General features: G+C 59.7%; 21 protein-coding genes. 11 read left to right on the forward strand and 10 right to left on the reverse strand.

Features of this window, described 5'->3' with window-relative positions; all coding sequences use genetic code 11:
- Positions 1-70 precede the first annotated feature (70 nt).
- From LOY50_RS11775 to LOY50_RS11795, 5 genes are all read left to right on the forward strand, one after another.
- The gene (locus tag LOY50_RS11775) at positions 71-1153 is read left to right on the forward strand and encodes a 4-oxalomesaconate tautomerase (protein ID WP_253473720.1); all 1083 of its coding nucleotides are present in this window, start codon (positions 71-73) and stop codon (positions 1151-1153) included.
- Between the two features lie 41 nt (positions 1154-1194).
- A complete protein-coding gene (locus tag LOY50_RS11780; RefSeq protein WP_214509268.1) occupies positions 1195-2520 on the forward strand; it encodes a dicarboxylate/amino acid:cation symporter in 1326 nt (441 codons plus the stop codon).
- 138 nt (positions 2521-2658) lie between these two features.
- Complete coding sequence (locus LOY50_RS11785; RefSeq protein WP_253473722.1) at positions 2659-3963, forward strand: CitMHS family transporter; 1305 nt, start codon at positions 2659-2661, stop codon at positions 3961-3963.
- Positions 3964-4056: 93 nt separating this feature from the next.
- A complete protein-coding gene (locus LOY50_RS11790; protein ID WP_253473724.1) occupies positions 4057-5310 on the forward strand; it encodes an OprD family porin in 1254 nt (417 codons plus the stop codon).
- Positions 5311-5565: 255 nt separating this feature from the next.
- Positions 5566-6822, forward strand: coding sequence for an MFS transporter (locus LOY50_RS11795; protein ID WP_258690927.1), 1257 nt, complete (start codon positions 5566-5568; stop codon positions 6820-6822).
- A gap of 76 nt (positions 6823-6898) precedes the next feature.
- Here LOY50_RS11795 and LOY50_RS11800 read toward each other — a convergent pair whose 3' ends face one another.
- From LOY50_RS11800 to LOY50_RS11825, 6 genes are all read right to left on the reverse strand, one after another.
- A complete protein-coding gene (locus LOY50_RS11800; RefSeq protein ID WP_258690928.1) occupies positions 6899-7825 on the reverse strand; it encodes a fumarylacetoacetate hydrolase in 927 nt (308 codons plus the stop codon).
- A complete protein-coding gene (locus LOY50_RS11805) occupies positions 7822-9087 on the reverse strand; it encodes an MFS transporter (protein ID WP_258690929.1) in 1266 nt (421 codons plus the stop codon). Before LOY50_RS11805 ends, LOY50_RS11800 begins: the two co-directional genes overlap by 4 nt.
- A 131-nt stretch (positions 9088-9218) precedes the next feature.
- The gene (locus LOY50_RS11810) at positions 9219-10268 is read right to left on the reverse strand and encodes a type III polyketide synthase (RefSeq protein WP_253473732.1); all 1050 of its coding nucleotides are present in this window, start codon (positions 10266-10268) and stop codon (positions 9219-9221) included.
- Between the two features lie 157 nt (positions 10269-10425).
- A complete protein-coding gene (locus LOY50_RS11815; protein WP_013693033.1) occupies positions 10426-10866 on the reverse strand; it encodes a Zn-ribbon domain-containing OB-fold protein in 441 nt (146 codons plus the stop codon).
- A 10-nt stretch (positions 10867-10876) separates the two neighbouring features.
- A complete protein-coding gene (locus LOY50_RS11820) occupies positions 10877-12073 on the reverse strand; it encodes a thiolase family protein (protein WP_253473734.1) in 1197 nt (398 codons plus the stop codon).
- Positions 12074-12103: 30 nt separating this feature from the next.
- Positions 12104-13186, reverse strand: a complete 1083-nt coding sequence (locus tag LOY50_RS11825; protein WP_253473736.1) for a hydroxymethylglutaryl-CoA synthase — start codon at positions 13184-13186, stop codon at positions 12104-12106.
- Between the two features lie 419 nt (positions 13187-13605).
- Here LOY50_RS11825 and LOY50_RS11830 point away from each other — a divergent pair, with 419 nt between their 5' ends.
- Positions 13606-14232: a TetR/AcrR family transcriptional regulator gene (locus LOY50_RS11830; protein WP_018600489.1), complete on the forward strand. Its 627-nt coding sequence runs from the start codon at positions 13606-13608 to the stop codon at positions 14230-14232.
- Between the two features lie 19 nt (positions 14233-14251).
- Here the strand turns inward: LOY50_RS11830 and LOY50_RS11835 are convergent, their stop codons facing one another.
- Positions 14252-15133: a DAPG hydrolase family protein gene (locus tag LOY50_RS11835; protein WP_018600491.1), complete on the reverse strand. Its 882-nt coding sequence runs from the start codon at positions 15131-15133 to the stop codon at positions 14252-14254.
- Positions 15134-15281: 148 nt separating this feature from the next.
- Between LOY50_RS11835 and LOY50_RS11840 the strand changes: the two genes are divergently transcribed.
- Positions 15282-15959, forward strand: a complete 678-nt coding sequence (locus tag LOY50_RS11840; protein WP_253473738.1) for a TetR/AcrR family transcriptional regulator — start codon at positions 15282-15284, stop codon at positions 15957-15959.
- 91 nt (positions 15960-16050) lie between these two features.
- Here LOY50_RS11840 and LOY50_RS11845 read toward each other — a convergent pair whose 3' ends face one another.
- The 3 genes from LOY50_RS11845 to LOY50_RS11855 all read right to left on the reverse strand — a co-directional run bounded on the left by LOY50_RS11845 (position 16051) and on the right by LOY50_RS11855 (position 19423).
- Positions 16051-16269, reverse strand: a complete 219-nt coding sequence (locus LOY50_RS11845; RefSeq protein ID WP_003200762.1) for a 4-oxalocrotonate tautomerase family protein — start codon at positions 16267-16269, stop codon at positions 16051-16053.
- A gap of 138 nt (positions 16270-16407) precedes the next feature.
- Positions 16408-18192, reverse strand: coding sequence for an IlvD/Edd family dehydratase (locus LOY50_RS11850; RefSeq protein ID WP_253473740.1), 1785 nt, complete (start codon positions 18190-18192; stop codon positions 16408-16410).
- 49 nt (positions 18193-18241) lie between these two features.
- On the reverse strand, positions 18242-19423 hold the full coding sequence (locus LOY50_RS11855) for a fumarylacetoacetate hydrolase family protein (RefSeq protein WP_258690930.1): 1182 nt from the start codon (positions 19421-19423) through the stop codon (positions 18242-18244).
- Between the two features lie 113 nt (positions 19424-19536).
- Here LOY50_RS11855 and LOY50_RS11860 point away from each other — a divergent pair, with 113 nt between their 5' ends.
- The 4 genes from LOY50_RS11860 to LOY50_RS11875 all read left to right on the forward strand — a co-directional run bounded on the left by LOY50_RS11860 (position 19537) and on the right by LOY50_RS11875 (position 23793).
- Positions 19537-20475 (forward strand): LysR family transcriptional regulator, encoded by a 939-nt coding sequence (locus LOY50_RS11860; protein WP_214509284.1) that lies wholly within the window; start codon positions 19537-19539, stop codon positions 20473-20475.
- Positions 20476-20793: 318 nt separating this feature from the next.
- Positions 20794-22176, forward strand: coding sequence for an MFS transporter (locus LOY50_RS11865; protein ID WP_258690931.1), 1383 nt, complete (start codon positions 20794-20796; stop codon positions 22174-22176).
- Entirely contained in the window at positions 22173-22913 is a 741-nt protein-coding gene (locus LOY50_RS11870) for an SDR family oxidoreductase (RefSeq protein WP_253473748.1), read from the forward strand. The genes LOY50_RS11865 and LOY50_RS11870 overlap by 4 nt, the downstream gene beginning before the upstream one ends.
- A gap of 31 nt (positions 22914-22944) precedes the next feature.
- Positions 22945-23793 carry an ureidoglycolate lyase gene (locus LOY50_RS11875; RefSeq protein ID WP_258690932.1) on the forward strand — a complete coding sequence of 283 codons (849 nt, stop codon included), beginning with the start codon at positions 22945-22947 and terminating at the stop codon, positions 23791-23793.
- Positions 23794-23806: the final 13 nt, after the last annotated feature.

Consider the following 23806-nt stretch of genomic DNA (forward strand, 5'->3'; position numbering starts at 1 on the left):
CTTTTCAAACCCTGCCACTCTTGTTTCCAGAGCATCAATTATCCAGATTGATTAACAAGAGTTAGTGAACATGCAGCGAATTCCTTGTGTGCTAATGCGCGGCGGTACGTCCAAAGGCCCGGTATTTCTCGCCTGGGATCTGCCGGTCGCCATCGCTGAACGTGATGAGCTGCTGCTCAACCTGATGGGCTCCGGCCATGAGTTGGAAATCGACGGCATCGGTGGCGGCAGTCCACAAACCAGCAAAGTAGCGATCGTCAGCCCATCGCTGCACCCTGACGCGGATGTCGATTATTTGTTCGTCCAGGTCATGGTTTCCCAGCGTCGGGTCGATACCGCCCCCAACTGCGGCAACATGCTCTGCGCGGTCGGCCCGTTCGCTATCGAGCAGGGACTGGTCAAGCCTTCCGGCAACCTGACCCGGGTGCGTATTCGCAACCTCAATACCGGGACCTTCGTGAATTCCGAAGTGCAAACGCCAGAAGGCAAAGTCCGCTATGAAGGCGACACCGCCATCGATGGCGTGCCCGGTACAGCGGCTCCGGTGCAACTGACCTTTCTCGATGCGGCGGGTAGCAAGACGGGGAAACTCTTTCCTACCGGACAACCCCAGGACCTGATCGACGGCATCCCGGTGACTTGCATCGACATGGCGATGCCGATGCTGATCGTTCAAGCCAGTCAGCTTGGCAAGCGCGGCGATGAAAGCCCTGCCGAACTGGACGCCGATAAAGCCTTCCTGCAGCGCCTGGAGTCGCTGCGCCTGAAAGCCGGCCTGGCCATGGGCTTGGGTGATGTCAGTGACAAGGTCATTCCCAAACCGGTGCTGGTGTCGCCGGCCAAGTCTGGCGGGACGGTCCAGGTGCGTTATTTCATGCCGCACAACTGTCACCGCGCGCTGGCGATCACCGGTTCCATCGGCCTGGCCACCGCATGCGTGACCGAGGGCAGTGTCGTCGCACAGTTGCTTGGCACCGTCAGTGAGCCGCGCTTGCAACAGGTTCGGATTGAGCACCCAAGCGGCGGTATCGATGTCGTACTGTCCTACACCGGTGAGAAGGGTGAGACCATTCGGGCTTCGGTAGTACGTACCGCGCGCCGGCTTTTCTCAGGTTACGTCTACGCCACGGCGTCCCAGCGGCTGGCCGGATAGCCCAGGCAGCCAGGGTCTTTTGCATCAGAACAATTCTAAAAATGGGTGATGCCATGAAAGTTGTTAAATCGCTCTACTTCCAGATCATCTGCGCTGTGCTGCTGGGCGTGGTCGTCGGGCACTTCTGGTCGCAACAGGCAATTGCCTTGAAGCCGCTGGGTGATGCCTTCATCAAGCTGATCAAGATGATGATCGCGCCGGTGGTGTTCTGCACCATTGTCACCGGCATCGCCGGCATGAGCGACAAGCGCTCGCTGGGGCGTTTGTTGAGCAAGACCATGCTGTTGTTCCTGGCGCTGACGGTGATCAGCCTGATCATCGGCCTGGTGTCGGTCTACCTATTCAAGCCCGGCGCGGGCATGAACATCGATCCGACGCAGTTGAGCACCCAAGGACTGTCGCAGTACACCGAATCCGCCGCGAAACTGAGCGTGGTGGACTTCTTCATGCACATCATTCCCGACACCTTCATCGGCGCTTTCAATAAAGGCGAGGTGCTGCCGGTGCTGTTTATCGCAGTGCTCTGTGGTTTTGCCCTGTCGTCCCTGGGCGAGCGCGGCAAGCCTGTGCTGGAGGTCCTGGAATCAGCTTCGCACATGGTGTTCAAGATTTTCTCCTACCTGATGCGTTTCGCTCCGATCGGCGCTTTCGGGGCCTTGGCCTTCACGGTGGGGCAGTACGGGATCACGTCGCTGGGCTCGCTGGCCAAGCTGATCATGACTTTGTATATCGCCTGCGCTTTCTTCGTCTTCGTGGTGTTGGGCAGTATTTGCCGGGCTCACGGTTTCAGCCTATGGAAGCTGCTGCGTTATCTGCGTGAAGAATTCCTGGTGGTGCTGGGGACGTCCTCGACCGAACCGGTGATGCCGCGGATGTTGGAAAAACTCCAGGCCCTGGGTTGCAAGAAAGGCGTCGTGGGGCTGGTACTGCCGACCGGTTACTCGTTCAACCTCGACGGCACGGCGATCTACCTGTCGCTGGCGGCGATCTTCATTGCCCAGGCCTGCAACATCGACCTGACGCTGACCCAGGTCATCACCATGCTGGCGATCATGCTGCTGTCGTCAAAGGGTGCCGCGGGTGTGACCGGCAGCGGGTTTGTCGCCCTGGCCTCGACCTTGACGGTCATCCACGACATTCCCCTGGCGGGCCTGGCCCTGTTGATCGGGATCGACCGGTTCATGTCCGAAGCGCGGGCGTTGACCAGCCTGGCGAGCAACGCCGTTGCGACCGTGGTGATCTCTCTTTCGGAGAATGCCTGCGACCGCGAAGTCCTGTTGCGGACCCTGGATGGCAAACCCGCCCTGACGCAGACCCAGGCAACGGACCCCGCCTGGGACGCCACGAAGGTCGCCAAACACATCTAGCCGCTCGCGGCTGACTCGACAGCAGCGCATCAGCTCACTCACTACCTGCGCCAGGCACTTTTGCGTGTTGCCTGGCGGGTTGGGGGGCGTGCGCCTGAATGTCAGCCAAGCTACTCATAACAACAAGAGAACTGACCTATGCTCGCTTTACTTGGCTTGGCCATGGTGGTGGTCTTTACCTTCCTGATAATGACCAAACGGTTGTCACCGATCGTCGCCCTGACGGTGGTGCCCATCGTCTTTGCCGTGCTCGGCGGCTTTGGCGGGACCACCGGCAAGATGATGTTGGACGGCCTGAAAATGGTCGCGCCGTCGGCGGCACTGTTGTTGTTCGCGATCCTGTTTTTCGGCCTGATGATCGACGCCGGTCTGTTCGACCCGTTGATCCGCAAGATCCTCAAGCGGGTCAATGGCGACCCGATGAAGATCGCCGTGGGCACGGCGCTGCTGTCGCTATTGGTGGCGCTGGACGGTGACGGCACGACGACTTACATGATCACCTGTGCCGCGATGTTGCCGCTGTACAAACGCATCGGTATGAATCCGATGATCCTGGCGACCGTTTCCATGCTTTCGTTGAGCATCATGAGCGGTATGACCCCTTGGGGCGGCCCGGCGACCCGGGCGATCGCAGCACTGGGGCTGGATGCCGGTGAGTACTTCGTGCCGTTGCTGCCGACCATGATCGGCGGTGCGATGTGGGTGGTGTTCACGGCGTTCCTGTTGGGCCGTGCCGAGCGCAAGCGCATCGGCAATGTCCAACTGCAAAGCGGCGGCGGCGACTGTTATATCAACGCGATCATGGAGGACACGCCACACAAGCGTCCGAAACTGGCCTACGTCAACCTGCTGTTGGTGGTCGCGGTGATGGTCGCGCTGGTGATGGGGCTCATGCATTCGGCGATCCTGTTCCTGATCGGTTTCGTCCTGGCGCTGATGATCAACTATCCGCAGCTGGACATTCAGAAGGAACGCATTCTCGCCCACTCGGGCAACGCCATGACCGTGGTCCTGCTGGTGTTTGCCGCGGGCATCTTCGCCGGGATTTTCTCCGGGACGAAAATGGTCGATGCGTTGGCACAAACCCTGGTCGACTGGATTCCGCCTTCCTGGGGCCATCTCTTCCCGCTGGTGGTGGCGATTACCAGCATGCCGTTGACCTTCGTATTGTCCAACGATGCCTACTACTTCGGTGTCGTGCCGATCCTGGCCAATGCCGCGGCGGCCTACGGGATTGATCCGGTCGAAATTGCCCGGGCGTCCATTCTCGGCCAGCCGGTGCACCTGATGAGCCCGCTGGTGGCCTCGACCTTGTTGCTGGTGGGCATGGTCGACCGCGACCTGGGCGACTTCCAGAAAGCCACCGTCAAATGGGCGGTGCTCACGTCCCTGGTGATTACCGCGCTGGCCCTGCTGACCGGGGCACTGACGCTGTTTTCCTGATTCACCCGACAACCTTAGCTTCTGGCCTGACACGCCTGCGCAAGCGGGTGTGCGCTGGTTTGCACGCCAAATAACAACAACGAGTAGCTCGACATGACCACTTTGCTTACCCGCGGGGCTTTGTTTCCAATCCTTGGGCTGTTGCCCCTGGCCTCGGCCAGCGCCGAAGGTTTCATCGACGACAGCAAGCTCAAGCTGCAATTGCGCAACGTCTACTTCAACGAAAATTTTCGCGATGAGCACGGGATGAGCGCACGGGCGGCGAGGACCGCCAAGAGTGAACGCACCGAATGGGCCCAGGGCTTCCTGCTGGATTACCAGTCAGGCTTTACGCCGGGCACCATCGGCTTCGGGGTCGATGCCCTGGGCCTGCTCGGGGTCAAGCTCGACTCCGGGCGTGGCCGCAGCGGCACTGGCCTGCTACCGGTGCATGACGACGGTCGCGCCGCCGACGAGTTCGCCAGCGCAGGGATGACCGCCAAGGCCAGGCTGGCCAAGACCACGCTCAAATACGGCACGTTGCTGCCCAAGACCCCGGTGCTGGTCTACAACGATGCGCGGCTGTTGCCCCAGACTTACCAGGGCACCCAGATCAGCAGCACTGACGTCGACAACCTCACCGTCACCGGTGGCTATCTGGAGCGTTTCAAACTGCGCGATTCGAGTGACAGCATGCCTATCGTGCCCGATGGCTACGGCGGCGATAAGTCCGGTGACTTCAGCTATGCCGGTGCCGACTACAAGTTGGGCAAAAACATCCGCCTGAGCTATTTCTATGGCGAGCTGGAGAATTTCTATCGACAGAATTTTGCCGGCATCCAGCATGATCTGCCCTTGGGCGCTGGGGTATTGACCAGCGACCTGCGCTACTTCAACAGCGTCGATTCGGGTTCGGCCTACGGCGGCAAGATCGACAACGACATGCTCAGCGGATCGCTGTCCTACGCCATTGTCGGCCACACACTGAGCGCCGGCTATCAAACCCTCAGCGGCGAGGCGGGCCTGCCTTATGTCAGCGGCGCCACGGTGTACTCCTTCAGCAACGTCGGGATCGGCAAGTTCATCGAGGAAGACGAGAAGACCTGGATGCTCGGTTATGGCTACGACTTTGCTCGCCTCGGTGTGCCCGGCCTGACATTTTCCACCCGCTACCTGAGCGGCAACGACGGCAAGTCCAACACCACGGTCAAAGAGTGGGAGCGTGACGCAGAAATCGCTTACGTGGTGCAGCAGGGTACGTTCAAGGGGCTGGGGGTGAAGCTGCGCAACTACGTCTATCGCTCGGACTTTTCCCGTGGCCGTGACAGCAACCGGGTCTACTTCACCTACGATATCGCTCTTTGGTAGGACGCCGTGTGCGACGGCCGGCGCCTTGGCGTAGCGCGTCCCCAGGGTACGCATCCAACCCAACACCCCATGTGGGAGCGAGCTTGCTCGCGATGACAGTGTCAGATCCAGCATCATCGTTGGCTGATGCTCCGCCATCGCGAGCAAGCTCGCTCCCACAGGGAGATGGCCCCGCGCTCATCACTGTGGCCCGGTTCGATTCTTTGCGACATCATGGCGTCAATTTTCTTTGGGGCAATGCCCGTCGAGGCCGCTATGGATCGCAACCGAGACCGACGTAACAACCTTTCCCTGGATGGCCTGAATTTTTTCCTCGCGGATGTGCGTGATGGACTGGGCCCTTACCTGGCGATCTACCTGCTGGCGGTGCATCGCTGGGACCCGGCCAGCATCGGTGTGGTGATGACGGTGGCGGCGATGGCCGGCCTCGTTGCCCAGGCGCCCGCCGGCGCACTGATCGACCGGGTGCGCAGCAAACGTGCCGTGGTGGCTGTGGCTGCCTTGATGGTGACGCTGGGTTGCCTGGTGCTACCGTTCACGTCTTCCTTCGGCCTGGTGGCGCTGACCCAGGCCCTCGGCGCCGTGGCGGCATCGGTCTTCGCGCCGGCCATTGCGGCCATCTCCCTGGGCATTACTGGCGCCAAGGCCTTTACGCGGCGCACTGGGCGCAACGAGACATTCAACCACGCGGGCAATGCCTGCGCAGCGCTGCTGGCGGGTGGGTTCGCCTGGCTGTTCGGTCCCATTGCGGTGTTCTACCTGATGGCCGCGATGGCATTGGCCAGCATCGTGGCGGTCAGTTGCGTGTCCGCCGAGGCCATCGACCATGACGTGGCCCGGGGCCTGGAGGCCGGTCAGTCGGTGCAGGGCCCGACGCCCTCGGCGCTGCGCGTGTTGCTGGATAACCGCACGCTGCTGTTGTTCGCCATCTGCTGCGGCCTGTTTCACCTGGCGAACGCGGCGATGCTCCCGCTGGTCAGCCAGAAACTCGCCCAGGCCAATGCCCACCTGGCCACGCCGCTGACGTCGGCCTGTATCGTCGCGGCGCAACTGGTCATGGTGCCCATGGCGTGGCTGGTCGGCGTCAAGGCCGATGCCTGGGGACGCAAGCCGTTGTTGCTGGCCGGCTTCCTGATCCTGCCCATTCGAGGTGTGTTGTACGTGCTCTCGGATGATCCCTATTGGTTGGTGGCGGTGCAGTTGCTCGATGGGATCGGTGCCGGGTTGTTTGGCGCGCTGTTTCCCTTGGTGGTCAAGGACCTGACCCAGGGCACCGGGCGTTTCAACGTCAGCCTCGGGGTGCTGTCGACGGTGTTCGGGTTCGGCGCGGCGTTGAGTAACAGCCTGGCCGGTTTTGTGGTGCAAGGGGCTGGCTACAGCGCGGCGTTCCTGACCCTGGCGGCGATTGCTGCGTTGGCATTTGGTCTGTTGCTGGCGATGCCCGAGACTTTCATGCCCAGCCGCGCCCCACAGCCCGGAACGCTTGCGGTACCTGACGGCGAGGTCGCCTGAGGCCGGGTATCAAGTTCGACCTCAAGACATTCAAACCCCGCCAGGGTCGCTTGACCGTTCCCGTCGAGTCTCGGGATCAGAATTTTTTCGGCACGGGCAGGGGCCGGTCGATACAGCCATGGTCAGGTGCGCGTCGCGCCGGCAAGGGCACCAGCGAAACCAATTCCTCTTCGACGATCTGATTGCTCATGGCCAATTCCAGCTCGGGGCAGTCAATGCTGAGCCAGTCACCGTGCTGGAGCGGCACATTCGCGGTGCGATGGCTCAAGCTGTGAAACACGTAATGAACCAGCCCAGGCTCGAGAAACTGCTCATGTTTCTCCAGGAACTCTTCTGAGTATCGGCGCAAACTCTGCCAGCGATGCAAACTCATCCGGTGGTGACTTGCCGTCAAGGGTTGGCCGTCGCGTTCTATCTGGACATTGATGGCCAAGTCAGCCTGCAATTCCCCCACGATCAATGCCGGGGCAACCGCACAGGTACGCAAGTGCGCATGCGTTGAAGAAATGGCGTCACGACTGTGCAATACATGATCGTGAATATCGTTGCCCAGGGTAAAACCAATGAAGCGCAGCGCGCCAAACGGGTCGACCCAATAGAGGCAGACAATGCACGGCTCGCTACTGATGCTTTGCGAATGATAAGGCACCTGCAAAGGGTCGCCGTCGGTCTTGAGCAGTCGGCCGTTACCTTTGTAATACCAGGCTTGTTCTGTCTTGGCGGTACAGAGCGTGATTTCGCTGATCTGGACCAATAAGTTGTTATCGGGCTTGAGCGGCGGTCGGTATTTCACCGCCGCAGGCGTAAGCGGGTAGGGTGTGGACGGCAGGTCCTTGAGATAGGACTCCCAGTCCACATTCCGATCCGCGCAATGGGTCAGGGCTTCATAGAGATTTCCCTGGGGTGGACGCACCTCTCGGCTTTGCCCGGACTTGAAGTCAAATACGCCGAGGCCTCCTCGCGGCACTGGAGAGTCCAGCAACATCACATAATGGGTCATCATTTATCCTCCAGGGTCAAGCGTGCGGACAGAGGGACGTAGTCCTTGAGTCCGTTGAAAGCCGGGTTTGCCTCTTTGAGCCGCAAGGACAGCAAGCCCCCCGTAATACTTCCGGCCAGCGCCAGGAACAGAATTGCGGTAAGTCCCCACGTCATCGCGATGTAGCCGGCGACGACAGGCGCGACGCCCCCTCCAAGAATCTCTCCGCAGCCCACCACCAGGCCCGTCGCGGTGGCCAATAAACTGGGCGGTACTGATTCGCTGGTCAGTGGACCGACCGTCATGCAGATAAGGCTGAAGTTGATAAAGGACAAGAAAAATAATTGAAGGAACAGTAGCCAGGGCAACGGTGGGCTGATGATCAATAGACCCACCAACAGCGCGCTGATCATGAAGCAGATGGAGACCACGGGTTTGCGACCCAGTTGGTCGGACAAGCCGGGAATGACCAGTTGGCCAAAAAAACCACCCAGGCCAATTGCGGAAATGATCATGGCCATGGAGAAATTGCTCAGGTGCAGAATGTCTGTCAGGTAGCTAGGGAGCAGGGCGCACAGAACGAACTGGCACGTCAGTATGCAAAGCATCAAGGCAATATTGAGCCGCACATTCCCGCTGGACAGGGCCGTCCTCCACTGGCTTTTGGAGGTGTGGACAATCGACGCCGTGCTGGGCGCCTGGGTCGGTTGGTAGGTTCTATAGAGGTACCAGGCCACTAACAGGCCGGGTAACGAAATGATGGCGAATACGGCGCGCCAGGATCCGAGCATTTCCAGCAAGACGCCCGCCAGCAGCGGTCCGAGGCACAGGCCGATGATGGGGAACAAGGCCTGTTGAATCCCTAGATTGAGTCCGCGCCGGGAAGGCTGCGAGACTTCATCGGTGACAATGATACTGACCGGAGTGAAGGCTCCTTCGCAGACGCCCATCAAGGCGCGCAAGAGCACCAGGCCCACCAGGCTGGTGATCAATGCAGACGCACCGGCCAGGATCGATAGCAGGGTGATCGACAGCACCAGCAACTTCTTGGGGCCCAGTACCCTGATGGCGGCGCCCATGAACAGGGCAGAGCCTCCCCATGCAAATGCCAGGATGGCCGACAACATGCTCAAGTCCTGATAGTCCAGGGCCAAGTCACGCATGATCACCGGGAACAGCGGCATGATAATGAACCTGTCCAGTCCTACCAGCCCGAAGCTCAGCGACAGAAGCGTAATCATGCGTCTTTCATAGCCGCCCCAAGGTCGAGCGACCAGATATTTCATCTCCATGTTCCTTTCCCTTCTTTCCCTAGCGCTTTCGAAACCCTCTCGAGCGAGGTGAACGCCTGCGATCCATGCGCCAGCAACCAGGGGCAGGTGTGCCCCTGGCTGGGTGCCGGTGTTTTATCGGTCTGTCAGGCGACCCACTTGCCCACGGCCATTTCAGCGGTGAAACCGGGGCCGAAGGCCGCCAGCATGCCAGTCGCGCCATCGACAAGCCCGCTGTCAAACTGGCGCTTGAGCACATCGAAGACCACCACGCTGGCGATGTTCCCGGCTTCGCTCAAGCTGTCGCGAGACTGCGCGACCCGACCGGGATCCAGGTCCAGTTGCAGGACCAGTTCATCAAGAATTTTCCGTCCGCCGGTATGGAAGATGAAAAAGTCATTTTGAGCGCAATGTTGATTGAAGGTCTCGTAGTTCAATTCCTCCATCATCGGTGCGACATCTTTAATGGAGTTCATGACGGCCTTGTCCAAGGTAAAGTGAAAGCCACTGTCCTTAACGTCGTACTTGATGTAGTGCTCGCTATCAGGCAAGAAGTAAGAACCGGTCTTGGCGATCTTGAAACCAGGCGCCTTGTCATCGGCGCGCATGACGCAGGCCGATACGGCATCGCCGAACAATGCCGCCGATATGAACGCGTGCAACTTGGTGTCCTGGGGTTGATAGCAGAGCGACGAGAACTCCAGGGAGACGATGAGGACATGGTTGTCCGGCGCCCGGCTGGCAAAATCATTGGCTCGGTTGATCGCCGCAGCGCCTGCCACGCAGCCCAATTGAGCGATGGGCAGTTGCACGGTCGACGTTCGCAGGCCCAGGTCATTGATCAGGTGGGCCGTCAGTGAAGGCATCATGAAACCGGTGCACGATGTCACCGCGACCATGCGAATGTCGTCGGTGGTCAGCCCGGCATTCTCAATGGCTTGGCGCGCCGCGATGGACGACATGCGGCGGGCTTCGCGCTCATAAACGATGCTGCGGTGGGTGAAGCCGGTGTGCACCGCCAGTTCATCGATAGGCAGGACCAAATGCCGTTCGTTGACCTGTGTGTTTTGAATCATTCGTTTGGCAAGTGCCATTCGTGGATGATCATCGTGCAACTGCTCTAGATGCTCGATCATTTGTTGCTGAGTGATCTTGTGTTGCGGAAACAACAGACTGGGTTTGCAAAGAGTAGACATGACAAGTCCTCGGCTAGAAGCCAATAAAGTTAGAAGCACATTTAAGGCAATGACTGCAAAGCAGGACTCTGAAAGACAGAATCAAAGCAGCGGGCTGGGAGGCCAAAAACTTGACTGTTGTTATCGAAAGAGCGGGGTGTTGCGGACGCCTTGTTGGTTATTTCACCAAGACAAACTTATAGGCATATTGCCAGGCCAAGTTGCTTTCCCGGACATGTTTGCGAATAACCATGCGCACAGGCGCACCGCTGACGACTTGCCGGGGATCGGTGACATCAACGATTTCCGAGGCAATCACCAGGCCATCATCCAGGCGCACCATCGCCATGAAGCGAGGCACGGTTTCGCCATAACCCATGGCTGCCAGTATCGGATTCTCCGCATGAGCGCTGACTTGGATCGTGCCGGTGCGTGCGCAGCGATACGGTTCCACATTCAACGAATTGCACGCGCCGCAGACGGTGCGCCGAGGGAAGAAAATTTCTTCGCAATCCTGGCAACGGCTGCCTTCGAGACGGTATTTACCGCCATGCTCGCGCCATTCGCGCAACATGCTGGCGGTGGTCATGCGGTGAATCTGTTCAGGGTAAAGGGACATGGTCGGCTCCTTAATCGTTGGAAAGCACAATGACGCTGTTGTGCGCGGCGTAACCGCCCAGGTTTTGCGAGACGCCAATACGGGCGCCTTTGACTTGGTTGTTGGACTCGCCGCGAAGCTGTCGGAACAATTCAGTAATGTGCAAAATCCCATCGCAACCGGAGGCGTGGCCGCGTCCGATGTTGCCGCCGTCAGTGTTCAGGGGAAGTTGCCCATCAAGGGCTATGCCGCCTTCCAATACGAAGTCGCCTGCCTGGCCTGGACCACATACGCCCATGGACTCCATTTGAATCAACCCGGCGCCCAGCAAGTCGTAGACTTGCGCCACATCGATATCCTTTGCAGTGATGCCGGCTTTTTTGTAGGCGATTTCGGCGCAGGCCATCGAGTTGGCGGAAACCGCCATGCCTACATCTTTTGGCAGCCCCGGAAATTGCAGCGTCGGGTTGTGATAGCGTGTGCCGAAATAGTGCGATACGCCGGTGTAGGCGCAGCCACGGATAAATACCGGTTGGGTGGTGTAACGGTGCGCAAGGTGTTCGGCCACCAGGATGGCGCAACCGCTGGCTTCACCCCAGGCCAACATCGAGCCACACGCTTCGCTACTCTTGAGCGCTTCGATGGACGGAATCGGCACGCCATAGCGGGTAGCCGTGGGAGTGTTATGGGCATAGATACGCATCTGCCGCCCAAACGTTGCCAATACATCCGCTTCGCGTCCTGCATAACCGAACTTTTCAAAATACTCGGCGGTCGCCAGGGCGAAGGCGTCTGTGTGTGAGATGCCGAGAAAATAATCGTATTCACATTCAGTGCTGGAGCCAATGTACTCGGCGTAGTTGATGTGGTCGGTCATTTTTTCGAAGCCGCCGCACAGGACGATGTCGTATTCACCTGAGGCGACCATTTGGTGGGCCATCTGGAAAGACACCGAACTGCTGGTGCAGTTGGCAGTACTCATGAACGTGGGGGCAGGGCTGATACCCAGGGCATCGGAAATGGTCGGGCCCAGGCCTCCGTATTCAGAAATGCCTTCACCGTGGTAGCCATAGGCAACTGCCTGGAGTTCGCGGGGATGCATCTTGATGGCGTTGAGCGCTTGGTAGGCGGACTCGACGATCATCTCCTTGAAAGTCTGACGAACTCTGGAACTGCCAGGCTTAGGGGTATAGGCAGCCGAAACGATAGCAACGCGTCGTGCGCTCATAAAAAGTGCTCCTTGCTGGATGGATTGGAATCAGAGATAGGCCGTCAGGGCATAGTCGGGCCGCAAGTATTTGAACTCGTACTTGATCGACGTCCCGTAATCCACGTAGTACTTATCCTCCAGCAGCGTGCGCAGCGGAACGTTGGTCTTTTGATAGGCTTCGATGGCATCGGTGACGGTCAAGGCAATGGCATCGCTGCCCGCACCAAACCCGTAGGAAACCACCAGGATTCTTTCGCCGGGACGCGCTTGATCGAGGACGCTGACCAAGCCCAGCAAAGGGCTCGCTGCCCCAGCATCGCCGACACTCTGGGCATAGATGCCAGGTTCGATTTGCGCCGTCGTGAATCCCAGGTGCTTGCCGAGAGAGTAGGGGGTCGACACCAGGTTCTGTTGGAAGACGACATAATCGAAATCACCGGCCTGCGCATGGATCTTGGCCATCAATCCCGAGGCAGCACGGCGAGTCTGGTCTTCAAGGCCGATGCTGTTCTTGTCCGAGCCCAGCCCCATTCCCGACCGGATATAGCGGTCCCCTTGAGGCCTGATGTTGTCAGCGACATCCGCCGCGCAAGAAAAACTTGCGTCAAAATGCGCGATCACATTTTCGGTACCCAACAGCAGGGCAGCGGCGCCTGCTCCGGCGTAGGACTCTGTCAAATCACCGGGGGCGGTGTTGCGGTTGATCGTATCGGCGCCCACCGCCAACGCGTTGCCCACCATGCCCGATGCTACCAGGGCGTATGCAATCTGAAGGGCGCTGGTGCCTGATTTGCCGGCAAACTGTACGTCTGCGCAAAAGGCGTCGTAGCCGCAGCCAAGCATTTCCAGGATGATCGCGGCCGAGGCCCGGGAGTCATATGGATTGGTGCAGGTGCCAAGATAAAGCGCTTCAAGGGAACAAGGCGGCGCTTTGTCCAGTGCGCGCTGGGCGGCGAGGACACCCAAGGTAATGACGTCTTCATCAGGCTGCAGCACAGCCCTTTCGAGAACGCCCAGTTGACCCTTTACCAAGCTCAAATCGGTGTTTTTCCACACCTGGATCACGTCGTCCACCTTGAGCCGGCAGACCGGGATGCCCGCGCCATAGCTCACAATTCCTACTTTATTCATGTGTACATCCTCCAGATTCCGTTCTTTCACCTGCTGGCAGAAAGCCGTGACAGGTGCATGAAATATTTAGAAACTATCTATTGGTGCTCGCAAAGTGATAAATGGCGGTCCCATGCCTCATAAATCGGCAGGTCCAAGTGACAGAACCTACCGGTCAACCTATGAACAATAGGCTTGTTTTCGTACAATCATTATGTATGATACGAAACGTACCGTATCGTTAAGGTAGCGTTAAAAATTTATGACTTTCCTTCTCATGTCTCCCTATATAGAGGTAATAAGCGCTCAAGAGACCCCCTGCTAAGCAGAAGCTGAGATCAAATAAACATACAAAACGAAACGATCCGTTTCATTGCTTTTCGAGAGAATCCTATACCCTGAGTCTCTTTTGTCAAGCGCCATATTGGAGATTTTGATTTATGGCCCGTAAACCATCTCGGAGCTCCATTGGCTCATTGAGGAGCCCTCACACGCACAAAGCGATCATCATTTCTGCCATAGAAACCCTCAAGGAGTGCGGTTACTCGGGGCTGAGCATCGAGGCGGTGGCCCGTCGCGCTGGCGCAAGCAAACCGACAATCTACCGGTGGTGGGGTAACAAGGCAGCCTTGATCGCCGAGGTCTACGAGAGTGAAAGCGAGCAGATTCGCAAGGAGCCTGATAAAGGCTCTTTCAAGGAGAACCTCAATTTCTTGCTGCTCAATCTCTGGAAGGTCTGGCGAGAAACAATTTGCGGGGAGGCTTTTCGGTGTGTCATCGCTGAGGCGCAACTCGATCCCTGCACGCTGCCCAAACTGAAAGATGAATTCATGGAGCGACGTAGGGAGTTGCCTCGCAAGCTGGTGGAAAATGCTATTCAGCAGGGCGAGTTGCCCAAGGACACGTCGCGTGAATTGCTTCTGGACATGATCTTTGGGTTTTGCTGGTACCGGCTGTTGACCGAGCAGTTGGAGGTGGAAGCAGATATCAATGAGTTCACGACACTGCTGCTGAACGGGGCAATGCGCTCGACTTCGGCGGCGGTTCAAGACGCCGCCGAAGCCTGATTATCGGGAGGGGATGCGCTTATTTCGTGCCGCTGAATCGTGCATGAAGGCTCGGCAGGATGCTGGCCAGGTGGTTGAACTCACACAAGTCATGCACCGCAAATTCATAAGCCAGGGTTTCCAGCTCCACTTCTCCCAGGCCGTTTTCTTCCAGTAGCCGAGCGGCTCGCTCGGCGCCTGGAAAACGCTGCATGGCAGGGTGGCTGCCGACCCAGTAACGGCTCGTCAGGTACAAACCCTCCGGACATTCCTTGAACAAGTGCGCCATCAGCGACACCGGCACTTGCGGCTCGTGGGCCAGGCTCATCAAGGCGCTGACGCTGCCGTCTATTTTGGATTCGCGATACAGGTCCGGACAGAAGCCCAGTTCGCAGGGGTCCCTGAAATCAATGTGCAGGTGCATGAGGCGGTCACCGACGTACTCGGAGGCGCAAAAGGTATTGCCGTACAAGCGCTCCTCGAAGCTCAGGGTATCGTCCAGGAGGCGCTCGTGATGAACGCAGGGGTTCTCCACATGGGCATAAGGAAACCACAGGGTGTAGCGTTCAGCCTCCAGTGGATGCCACATGAACCACCACTTGAGCATTTCAGCGGTGCAGTTGGGGAAAAACTTGCGACTTTGCACGTAGGCCATCGGCCCAGGCAGCAGGGCGTATCCGGCCTCTTCGCTAATGAAATCAGCGGCGAGCATGCGGTTAAGGTCTTCCACGCTGGGCGTCAAGGTGTCAGCCAAGGGCATGGGGCCTTGCTGTATCTTTTCGACGGCGCTGAGCGGCACGCTGATCTTCGAGCGGAAAAAGTCGGCGTAGGGTTTGCCTTGGATGGCCCGCTGATTGGCCAGGAACTGTTTCTGCATTGGCAATGAGAAGTAGGTGAAAGGTGTCATTACGCGCGCTTCCATGACGGTATTTCCTTGGTAGTGCGTGAAAAGCCCGCAGCATCGGCTGCGAAGTCCTCGCGCGGTGTTGTAAAGGGACAATGACGGGACCAAAATAGGTAGACCGAAATAAAAAGTCAAATTTGAATTAGAACTATAAAGAGATGAGCTCATGGACAATGCCATTGGCAAGCCTTCCCTGCCTCGTGCTTCGCGACTCGATGGGCAGGCAACGCGGCTGCAGATTCTGGAAAAGGCGGGTGAGTTGTTTGCCGAACAAGGGTTGGCCAACACCACCAGCAAGCAGATTTGCGAACGTTCGCAAGCCAACAGTGCGGCGGTGAATTATCACTTCGTAAACAAAGAGGGCCTGTACCGCGCGGTATTGCTCGAAGCCCACGCTCGGTTGGTGCGGATGGAAACTCTGGTTTCGCTTAACGAGCGGCCCGGCTCGCCGCAAGACAAATTACGTGCCCTCATCACCGTGCTGGTCGAGCGCCTGCACGACCATCCGGATGGCTGGGCGCTGAAAGTGCTCACGCGCGAAGTGCTTTCGCCTTCTCCCGAGTTCGAGGTGGTACTCAAGGAACAATCGTTTCCCAAGGCGCACATACTGCGTGGCTTGCTTGGGCAAATCATGAACTTGCCAGCAGATCACCCGACAACCTTGCGCAGCGCCATCAGCGTCTTCGCCCCCTGTCTTTTTCTGCTGATAGCCCACCAGCCGTTAAAGCGGCATGTGCTGCAAGGCTTGAGTCTCGAGCCGCAGGGTTTGATCGACCACATGATGAGCTATGCCCTTGGTGGGCTCCAGGCAGTGGCGGCGACTGCGCACGACGCTGCAAGCTGACGCTCCATGGTTATTGGGGGCTACCGATGGCGACGGGTGCCGTCACAGTAGCCAACGGGGAGCGCGATGCGTCGTTGATGCTCCACAGGCGCTATTGTCCTTTGGCAGGCAGCCCCATCTTCGCCAGCGTCAGCGTTTCATCCGCGCGCCCCCATCCGCCGTCTGCCACCTCTTCGACCAGCACCATGGTGAACGGACGGACTCCCTCGCCGAAGTACTCGACGAACATTTCTGTGGTGCGATGGATGATCTCTTCTTTGCGAGCGTGGTCCAGGATCCCTTCGGGGAATTTGTAGTTGGCAAATGGCATGGATCGACTCCGTGGGTGTGAGAAAGATGCGGCAGGGCGAAGGCCCCTGGCGCGCATCTTTCTCCTTTGCGCCCTTGGAATAAATCCCTCTGGGTTGGCATCAGCATTCAACGTACGTGAACAATCGTCCGTCTGGACTCAGTGCGAATGACGCGGCTCACCACTACGAGCAATCACGCGCAGATGCAACGTCGCCGGCTCCAGGCAGCCCCCCGTGGAAAGCTGTCCCACCAGTTGCCGGTACAGTTCCTGCCAAGGTGTTTGTGACGGCGGGATATTCGGTATCCACTCGAGTCGGCGCTGGGCCATCTCGGCGTCGTCGATCAGCAGGTTCACGGTGCGGGTATTGAGGTCCACTTTCAGCCGGTCGTTGGTTTTCAGCAACGCCAGGCCGCCACCCACGGCCGCTTCCGGGGACATGTTGAGGATCGATGGGCTCGCCGAGGTGCCGCTCTGACGTCCGTCGCCGAGGCAGGGCAGGGAGTCGATGCCTTGCTTGATCAGCGCCGCCGGAGGGGCCATGTTCACCACCTCGGCGCTGCCGGGGTAACCCACGGTGCCAACGCCACGGATGACCAGGATGCAGCGCTCGTCGATGTCCAGCGCCGGGTCGTCGATGCGGGCGTGGTAGTCCTCCGGTCCTTCGAACACGATGGCCCGGGCTTCAAAGCTATTCTCGGCGCCGGGCTCGGACAGGTAGGTCTTGCGAAACGCTTCGCCCACCACCGACATCTTCATGATCGCGCTGTCGAAGAAATTGCCGCTGAGCACGATGAAACCAGCGCGGTGCTTGAGTGGGGTGTCGAAGGGGTGAATCACATCGGCGTTGCTGGTCAGGCTGTTGCTGACGATTTCGCCGATGGTCTTGCCGCTGACCGTGGCGCAGCCTTCGTGCAGGCGTCCGGCTTTTTGCAGTTCATGCATGACCGCTGGCACGCCGCCGGCCCGATGGAAGCCTTCACCCAGGTACTTGCCCGCTGGCATGCAATTGACCAGCAGCGGCACGTCTTCGCCAATCCGTTGCCAGTCGTCCAGGCTCAACTCGACGCCCATGTGCCGGGCGATGGCGATCAGGTGCGGCGGGCAGTTGCTCGAAGCGCCGAGTGCCGAGGCGACGGCGATGGCGTTCTCGAAGGCCTGGCGGGTCATGATTTGTGACGGGCGTATGTCTTGCAGCACCAGGTCGCAGATGCGCTTGCCGGTGGCATAAGCCATTTGCCCGCGCTCGCGATAGGGCGCCGGAATGCTCGCGCAACCGGGCAACGACATGCCCAGGGCTTCGGCCAGGGCGTTCATCGACAAGGCGGTGCCCATGGTGTTGCAGTGCCCCACCGACGGCGATGCCGCAGTGGTCATCTCCATGAAGCCTTCGTAGTCGATCTCGCCGGCGGCCATCAGGTTGCGCGCATGCCAGAGCACGGTGCCGGAGCCGATCAGCTCGCCCTTGTGGTGGCCGTCGAGCATCGGCCCGCCGGACAGGACAATGGCTGGCAAGTCGGTGGTCGCCGCGGCCATCAGGCAGGCCGGGGTGGTCTTGTCGCAGCCGGTGGTGAGCACCACGCCGTCCAATGGGTAACCGTGAAGAATCTCCACCAGCCCCAGGTACGCCAGGTTGCGGTCCAGCGCGGCGGTGGGCCGACGCGACTGTTCGGCGATCGGGTGCACCGGGAATTCCATGGGGATGCCACCGGCATCACGGATGCCGGCCTTGACCCGTTGTGCCAGTTCCAGGTGATGACGGTTGCAGGGGGTCAGGTCGCTGCCGGTCTGGGCGATGCCGATGATCGGGCGTCCCGATTGCAGCTCTTCGCGGGTCATGCCGTAGTTCATGTAGCGTTCGACATACAGGGCGGTCATGTCCGCGTGGGCAGGGTCATTGAACCATTGCTCGCTGCGCAGGCGGCGTTTTGGCGTGTCACTCATGATTCATTTCTCTCTTGTAATTGGATGAATCGTTCACGGTCGCGGCGTTTTAGCGCTCCAGCAGCCCGCGGGCGGCAAGGTTACGCAGCAAGGCGCTGACGCCAAAGGTCCAGGGGGCGGCATCGCAGCTGTGGGTCACCTGGTTATGCAGGCTTCCGAGCAGCGGGCTGCTGATGCTGACCACGTCCCCGCGTTTGTGGGTGAAACCGCTGCCGGGATGATCACGGTCTTCGGTGGGGGCGAACAGGGTACCGAGAAACAGCACAAACCCGTCCGGGTATTGGTGATTGGCGTTGAGCGTCTGTCCTGCCAGGTCCTGCGGGTCACGGCTGATCTGGCTCATGGAACTCGAACCGTGCAGGCGGTAGCCGTCTTCTCCCTGTACCTTAAGATCGACCACGCAGGCGCGGACGTCATCCAGGCTGAAGTGTTCGTCAAACAGGCGAATGAACGGCCCGATGGCGCAGGAGGCGTTGTTGTCCTTGGCCTTGCTCAGCAACAGTGCGCTGCGGCCTTCGAAATCCCGCAGGTTGACGTCGTTGCCCAGGCTGGCGCCGAGGATCTGGCCCCGGCTGTTCACGGCCAGCACCACTTCGGGCTCCGGGTTGTTCCATTGCGAGCCGGGGTGAATGCCGATGCGGCTGCCGCTGCCCACGGCGGCCAGGACCGGTGCCTTGGTGAAGATTTCCGCATCCGGGCCGATGCCGACCTCCAGGTACTGCGACCACATGCCCTGTTCGATGAGCAGGGCCTTCAGGCGCATGGCTTGCTCGGAGCCCGGCACGATCGTGCGCAGGTTGTCGCCGATCACGCTGTGCACCGTGGCGCGCACGGCTTCGGCCTTCGCCGCGTCGCCGCCGGCCTGTTCCTCAATCACCCGCTCGATCATGCTGGCGGCGAAGGTCACGCCGGCGGCCTTGATCACTTGCAGGTCCAGTGGCGGCAACAGCGACGGCTTGCTCGGGTCGGCATCAGGGCCGGTGTTGGCCAGCAGGGCTTCGACACTGGCGATGAAGGTGCCGGGCGTCTGTCGCACGGCGGCCAGCGGCGATTCGGTTTCCAGCAGATCACTCAATGTCGCAAAACGATCCGAGAGATCGAACACACCGTCGCTGCGCAACGCAATGGGCGAAGGCCCGGCGATTCGGCCTGGCACCCAGGCACGACCAATCAGGGTTCCGGCCACGCCATCGACGGGCAGGGTGTTCTCGGGAGTAAGCAGTAGCGACATGGCAAGTCTTCCTGTTCGTAAAGCCTTCACGCTAGGGTGGCCGCTCGATAAACTCCAATGAGATATATTCAGTATTTGATAACGTCGGGTTATCGCCGGCCTGAGGAATCGCCATGTCAGATCTGTCCTTCTCCAGCTTCTGTGGCTGGCTCAAATTCCGCCACTTGCTGCTGATCGACACGTTGGGGCGCACCCGCAACATGCACCTGGCGGCGCAGCAGATGAACCTCAGCCAGCCGGCCATCAGCAAGATGCTCAAGGAAATCGAAAGCCTGCTCGGCTTTGCCTTGTTCGAGCGATTGCCTCGGAGCATGCCGCCTACGGCTTTGGGCGAACACGTACTGCGGTATGCACAGATTGCCTTGAATGATGCACGCTCGTTCGTCGAACAGATCAGCAGCTTGCGCGAGGGGGGCCACGGCTTTCTCAAGGTCGGAGGGATCTTTGCCGCCACTGCGGTGGCTTTGCCCGAGGCGATCCTGCAGATCAAGCAGCGCTGGCCGTTGCTGTCGATTGAAGTGGTGGAGCAGACCAGTAACCACCTGATGGAGATGCTTGAAGAGAAGACGCTCGACCTGGCGGTGGCCCGTTTTACCGATCAAAGCCAGCAGCAGCGCTATGACTTCCAGCCGTTGGCCCCGGAGCCGTTCTGCATCGTGGTCAACCATCGCCATCCGTTGGCCGGCGCGGGCCCGGTCTCCTTGCAGCAACTGGTGGACTTGCCGTGGATTCTCTATCCGGTCGGCACGCCGATTCGCGCACGCATGGAGCTGGCGTTCGCCGAAGCCGGGGTGGGAATGCCGCGCAACACCATCGACACCATTTCCATGCAGACCTTCCTCCAGGTGCTGCAACGCGGGCCCATGATTGGCATGCTGCCCAATGCGATGGTCGATCCGCTGCTCGAAAGCGGTCAGCTCAAGACGCTCGATACCCCGTTGCACCTGGTGCCGCAGGACTACGGCATCCTCACGCGCAAGGATGAACCGTTGGTGGGCGCGGCGCTGGAGTTCGCCGAGATCCTCAAGGACAACGCGCGCATGAGCGGTTGAATGTGCCGCCGCCATCGCGAGCAAGCTCGCTCCCACAAGGGGCTGCGGTTCACCTGAATTCTGCAGTTGCTGAAGATCCAGTGTGGGAGCGAGCTTGCTCGCGATAGCGGTGGGTCAGCTTGCTTCAATCCCCGTGGCGAGGGAGCTTGCTCCCGCTGGGCTACGCAGTAGCCCCTTGGAATCCGATAACAGGTGGTTATCAACTAATCCAAAAATGCCATTGGGAAAGAATCGCTCCCCGACAGTAGAGTCCTCGTTCAATCGCCGGATGATTCGCTCATTCGACGTGACCCAATAAAAATAATCAGGGGTTACCTCATGCAAACCATCTCCGAGCAGTTGCCCGCGCAGGCTCCCGCCTGCGAACTGGATTTCGAAGACCGGACCTACCGCAAGGTCATCTGGCGCATCCTTCCGGTCCTGCTGTTGTGCTACATGGCGGCGTACCTCGATCGAGTGAACATCGGGTTCGCCAAGCTCGACATGCTCAACGAGCTGCAATTCAGCAACACCGTGTATGCCTTGGGCGCCAGTATGTTTTTCTGGGGCTATTTCCTCTTCGAAGTCCCCAGCAACCTGTTGCTGCATCGCTTTGGCGCGCGGTTCTGGATTGCCCGGATCATGCTGACCTGGGCGGTGGTGTCCATGGCCGTGGCCTACACCGTGCCGCTGGCGGGCTTGTTCCACGTCGAATCGAGCACCATGTTCTACGTGCTGCGCTTTCTGTTGGGCATCTGTGAAGCGGGCTTTTTCCCCGGCGTGATCCTGTACCTCAATTACTGGTTCCCGACTCATCGGCAGAGCCGGGTGATGTCCGGGTTCTTGCTGGCGTTGCCGGTCAGCCTGACCCTGGGCGGGATACTTTCCGGTTGGTTGATGAACAGCATGCAAGGGGTGCATGGCCTGTCTGGCTGGCAATGGATGTTGCTGATCGAAGGCATTCCTTCGATCATCATGGCGTTCGTGGTGATCGTCTGCCTGGCCGACAACATCGACAAAGCCAAATGGCTGTCGGTCGCGGAAAAAGCCCTGCTCAAGGCCAATCTGCAAACCGACAACCAGGGCAAGGCCACGCGCTTGAGCGAAGTGTTCTTCAACCCTCGGGTGTGGTTGCTGGTGTTGATCTTGCTGACCTTCAACACTGGCTTCTATGGCCTGGCGTTCTGGATGCCGTCGATCATCAAGAGCACCGGCATCACCAACAGCTTGCACATCGGTTTGCTGACCGCCATTCCCTACTCGGTGGCCATCGTGGCGATGCTGCTCAACGCGCGGCATTCCAACCGCACCGGCGAGCGGCGTCTGCACGCGGCCATTCCAGCCTTCATCGGTGGCGCCGGGCTGATCCTCAGTGCGTTCTTCGCTGACAACCTGGTGTTGTCCGTGCTCTTCCTCAGTGTCTCCGCCTCAGGGATCCTCAGCCTGATGCCGATTTTCTGGACCCTGCCGGGCACCGTGCTGTCGGGCGTCGCCGCCGCAGCCGGCATTGGCATGATCAATGCCATCGGCAACCTGTCGGGCTTCACCGGTTCGATGATTACCGCCGTGGCCGAAACCCTCACGGGCAACATCAACAACGGCACCTATGTACTGGCCTTGTGTCTTTTGGTCAGCGGTGGACTGATCCTGGCCATTCCCGCCTCGATGCTCGGCAGGACACCCAAGCACGCCACTACGGCAGCGCAACTGGAGACCGCATGAACCTACAAAACAAGCGCGTACTGGTGACGGCAGCGGGGCAGGGCATTGGCTTGGCCAGCGCCATTGCCTTCGCCCGCGCCGGTGCCGAGGTGTTCGCCACTGACATCGACATCCAGGCACTGGCGGGGATCGAAGGGATCACCGCCATGCCCCTGGACGTCACGTCGCCCGCTGCCATCAGCGCCGCCTGTGAACGCATCGGTGGGCTCGACGTGTTGTTCAACTGCGCAGGCTTTGTGCACAGCGGCAACATCCTCGACTGCGACGAGGCTGCCTGGGCTCGTTCGATGGACCTCAATGTCACGGCCATGTACCGGATGATCCAGGCGTTCCTGCCGGGCATGTTGGCCCGTGGCGGCGGTTCGATCATCAACATGTCGTCGGTGGCCTCCAGCGTCAAGGGCGTGCCCAATCGCTTCGCCTATGCCACCAGCAAGGCTGCAGTCGTGGGCCTGACCAAGGCCGTCGCCATCGACTTCGTCAGCCAGGGCATCCGCTGCAACGCGATCTGCCCGGGCACTGTGGATTCACCCTCGTTGCGCCAGCGCATCGCTGACCAGGCCGCGCAGCAGGGCGTCGATGAGGCGCAGGTCTACCGGCAATTTCTCGACCGCCAGCCCATGGGCCGCATCGGCCACACTGAAGAGATCGCGCAGTTGGCGTTGTACCTGGGCAGCGATGCGTCCGCCTACACCACGGGTGCCATCCACATCATCGACGGTGGCATGAGCATCTGAATCCCGGTCTTCACTTGAGCAGGAGCACGACATGAAACTATTGCGCTACGGCGAAAAAGGTTCCGAAAAACCCGGGCTGTTGGATGCCGACAATCAGATCCGCGACCTCTCGGCCCATGTGCCGGACATCGCCGGGCAGGTCCTCGGCCCGGACAGCCTGGCAGCGCTCGCCGCCCTCGACCCGCGCAGCCTGCCGATCGTGGCCGGCCAGCCACGGATCGGTGCCTGCGTCGGCCAGGTCGGCAAATTCATCTGCATTGGCCTGAACTACGCCGACCATGCGGCCGAGTCGAACATGGAAGTGCCCAAAGAGCCGATCATCTTCAACAAATGGACCAGTGCCATTTGCGGGCCGAACGACGACGTCCAGATCCCCCGTGGCTCGCTCAAGACCGACTGGGAAGTCGAGCTGGGCGTGGTCATCGGTAAAGGCGGGCGCTACATCGATGAAGCCAATGCCATGGAGCATGTCGCCGGTTACTGTGTCATCAACGATGTGTCCGAGCGTGAGTGGCAACTGGAGCGCGGCGGCACCTGGGACAAGGGCAAGGGCTTTGACACCTTCGGTCCCCTCGGGCCGTGGCTGGTGACGCGGGACGAAGTTGCCGACCCGCATACGCTGGACCTGTGGCTGGAGGTCGACGGACACCGCTATCAGAACGGCAATACCCGAACGCTGATCTTCAGCGTGCCGCAACTGATTGCCTACCTGAGCCGGTGCATGAGCCTGCAACCGGGGGATGTGATCTCCACCGGCACGCCGCCCGGCGTCGGCTTGGGCATCAAGCCCAACCCGGTGTTCCTGCGGCCGGGCCAGACCATGCGCCTGGGAATCCAGGGCTTGGGCGAACAGCGCCAGGTCACGGTGCAGGCGGACTGAGGGCTGGGCTCGC

It is taken from the genome of Pseudomonas sp. B21-010 (genome assembly GCF_024749325.1).
In the GTDB taxonomy this organism is placed as follows: Bacteria; Pseudomonadota; Gammaproteobacteria; order Pseudomonadales; family Pseudomonadaceae; genus Aquipseudomonas; species Aquipseudomonas kilonensis.

What these genes read in the sequence shown, in the direction of transcription:
- LOY50_RS11775 (WP_253473720.1), top strand. Translation starts at nt 71, where the DNA reads ATGCAGCGAATTCCTTGTGTGCTAATGCGCGGCGGTACGTCCAAAGGC.
- LOY50_RS11780 (WP_214509268.1), top strand. Translation starts at nt 1,195, where the DNA reads ATGGGTGATGCCATGAAAGTTGTTAAATCGCTCTACTTCCAGATCATC.
- LOY50_RS11785 (WP_253473722.1), top strand. Translation starts at nt 2,659, where the DNA reads ATGCTCGCTTTACTTGGCTTGGCCATGGTGGTGGTCTTTACCTTCCTG.
- LOY50_RS11790 (WP_253473724.1), top strand. Translation starts at nt 4,057, where the DNA reads ATGACCACTTTGCTTACCCGCGGGGCTTTGTTTCCAATCCTTGGGCTG.
- LOY50_RS11795 (WP_258690927.1), top strand. Translation starts at nt 5,566, where the DNA reads ATGGATCGCAACCGAGACCGACGTAACAACCTTTCCCTGGATGGCCTG.
- LOY50_RS11800 (WP_258690928.1), bottom strand. Translation starts at nt 7,825, where the DNA reads ATGATGACCCATTATGTGATGTTGCTGGACTCTCCAGTGCCGCGAGGA.
- LOY50_RS11805 (WP_258690929.1), bottom strand. Translation starts at nt 9,087, where the DNA reads ATGAAATATCTGGTCGCTCGACCTTGGGGCGGCTATGAAAGACGCATG.
- LOY50_RS11810 (WP_253473732.1), bottom strand. Translation starts at nt 10,268, where the DNA reads ATGTCTACTCTTTGCAAACCCAGTCTGTTGTTTCCGCAACACAAGATC.
- LOY50_RS11815 (WP_013693033.1), bottom strand. Translation starts at nt 10,866, where the DNA reads ATGTCCCTTTACCCTGAACAGATTCACCGCATGACCACCGCCAGCATG.
- LOY50_RS11820 (WP_253473734.1), bottom strand. Translation starts at nt 12,073, where the DNA reads ATGAGCGCACGACGCGTTGCTATCGTTTCGGCTGCCTATACCCCTAAG.
- LOY50_RS11825 (WP_253473736.1), bottom strand. Translation starts at nt 13,186, where the DNA reads ATGAATAAAGTAGGAATTGTGAGCTATGGCGCGGGCATCCCGGTCTGC.
- LOY50_RS11830 (WP_018600489.1), top strand. Translation starts at nt 13,606, where the DNA reads ATGGCCCGTAAACCATCTCGGAGCTCCATTGGCTCATTGAGGAGCCCT.
- LOY50_RS11835 (WP_018600491.1), bottom strand. Translation starts at nt 15,133, where the DNA reads ATGGAAGCGCGCGTAATGACACCTTTCACCTACTTCTCATTGCCAATG.
- LOY50_RS11840 (WP_253473738.1), top strand. Translation starts at nt 15,282, where the DNA reads ATGGACAATGCCATTGGCAAGCCTTCCCTGCCTCGTGCTTCGCGACTC.
- LOY50_RS11845 (WP_003200762.1), bottom strand. Translation starts at nt 16,269, where the DNA reads ATGCCATTTGCCAACTACAAATTCCCCGAAGGGATCCTGGACCACGCT.
- LOY50_RS11850 (WP_253473740.1), bottom strand. Translation starts at nt 18,192, where the DNA reads ATGAGTGACACGCCAAAACGCCGCCTGCGCAGCGAGCAATGGTTCAAT.
- LOY50_RS11855 (WP_258690930.1), bottom strand. Translation starts at nt 19,423, where the DNA reads ATGTCGCTACTGCTTACTCCCGAGAACACCCTGCCCGTCGATGGCGTG.
- LOY50_RS11860 (WP_214509284.1), top strand. Translation starts at nt 19,537, where the DNA reads ATGTCAGATCTGTCCTTCTCCAGCTTCTGTGGCTGGCTCAAATTCCGC.
- LOY50_RS11865 (WP_258690931.1), top strand. Translation starts at nt 20,794, where the DNA reads ATGCAAACCATCTCCGAGCAGTTGCCCGCGCAGGCTCCCGCCTGCGAA.
- LOY50_RS11870 (WP_253473748.1), top strand. Translation starts at nt 22,173, where the DNA reads ATGAACCTACAAAACAAGCGCGTACTGGTGACGGCAGCGGGGCAGGGC.
- LOY50_RS11875 (WP_258690932.1), top strand. Translation starts at nt 22,945, where the DNA reads ATGAAACTATTGCGCTACGGCGAAAAAGGTTCCGAAAAACCCGGGCTG.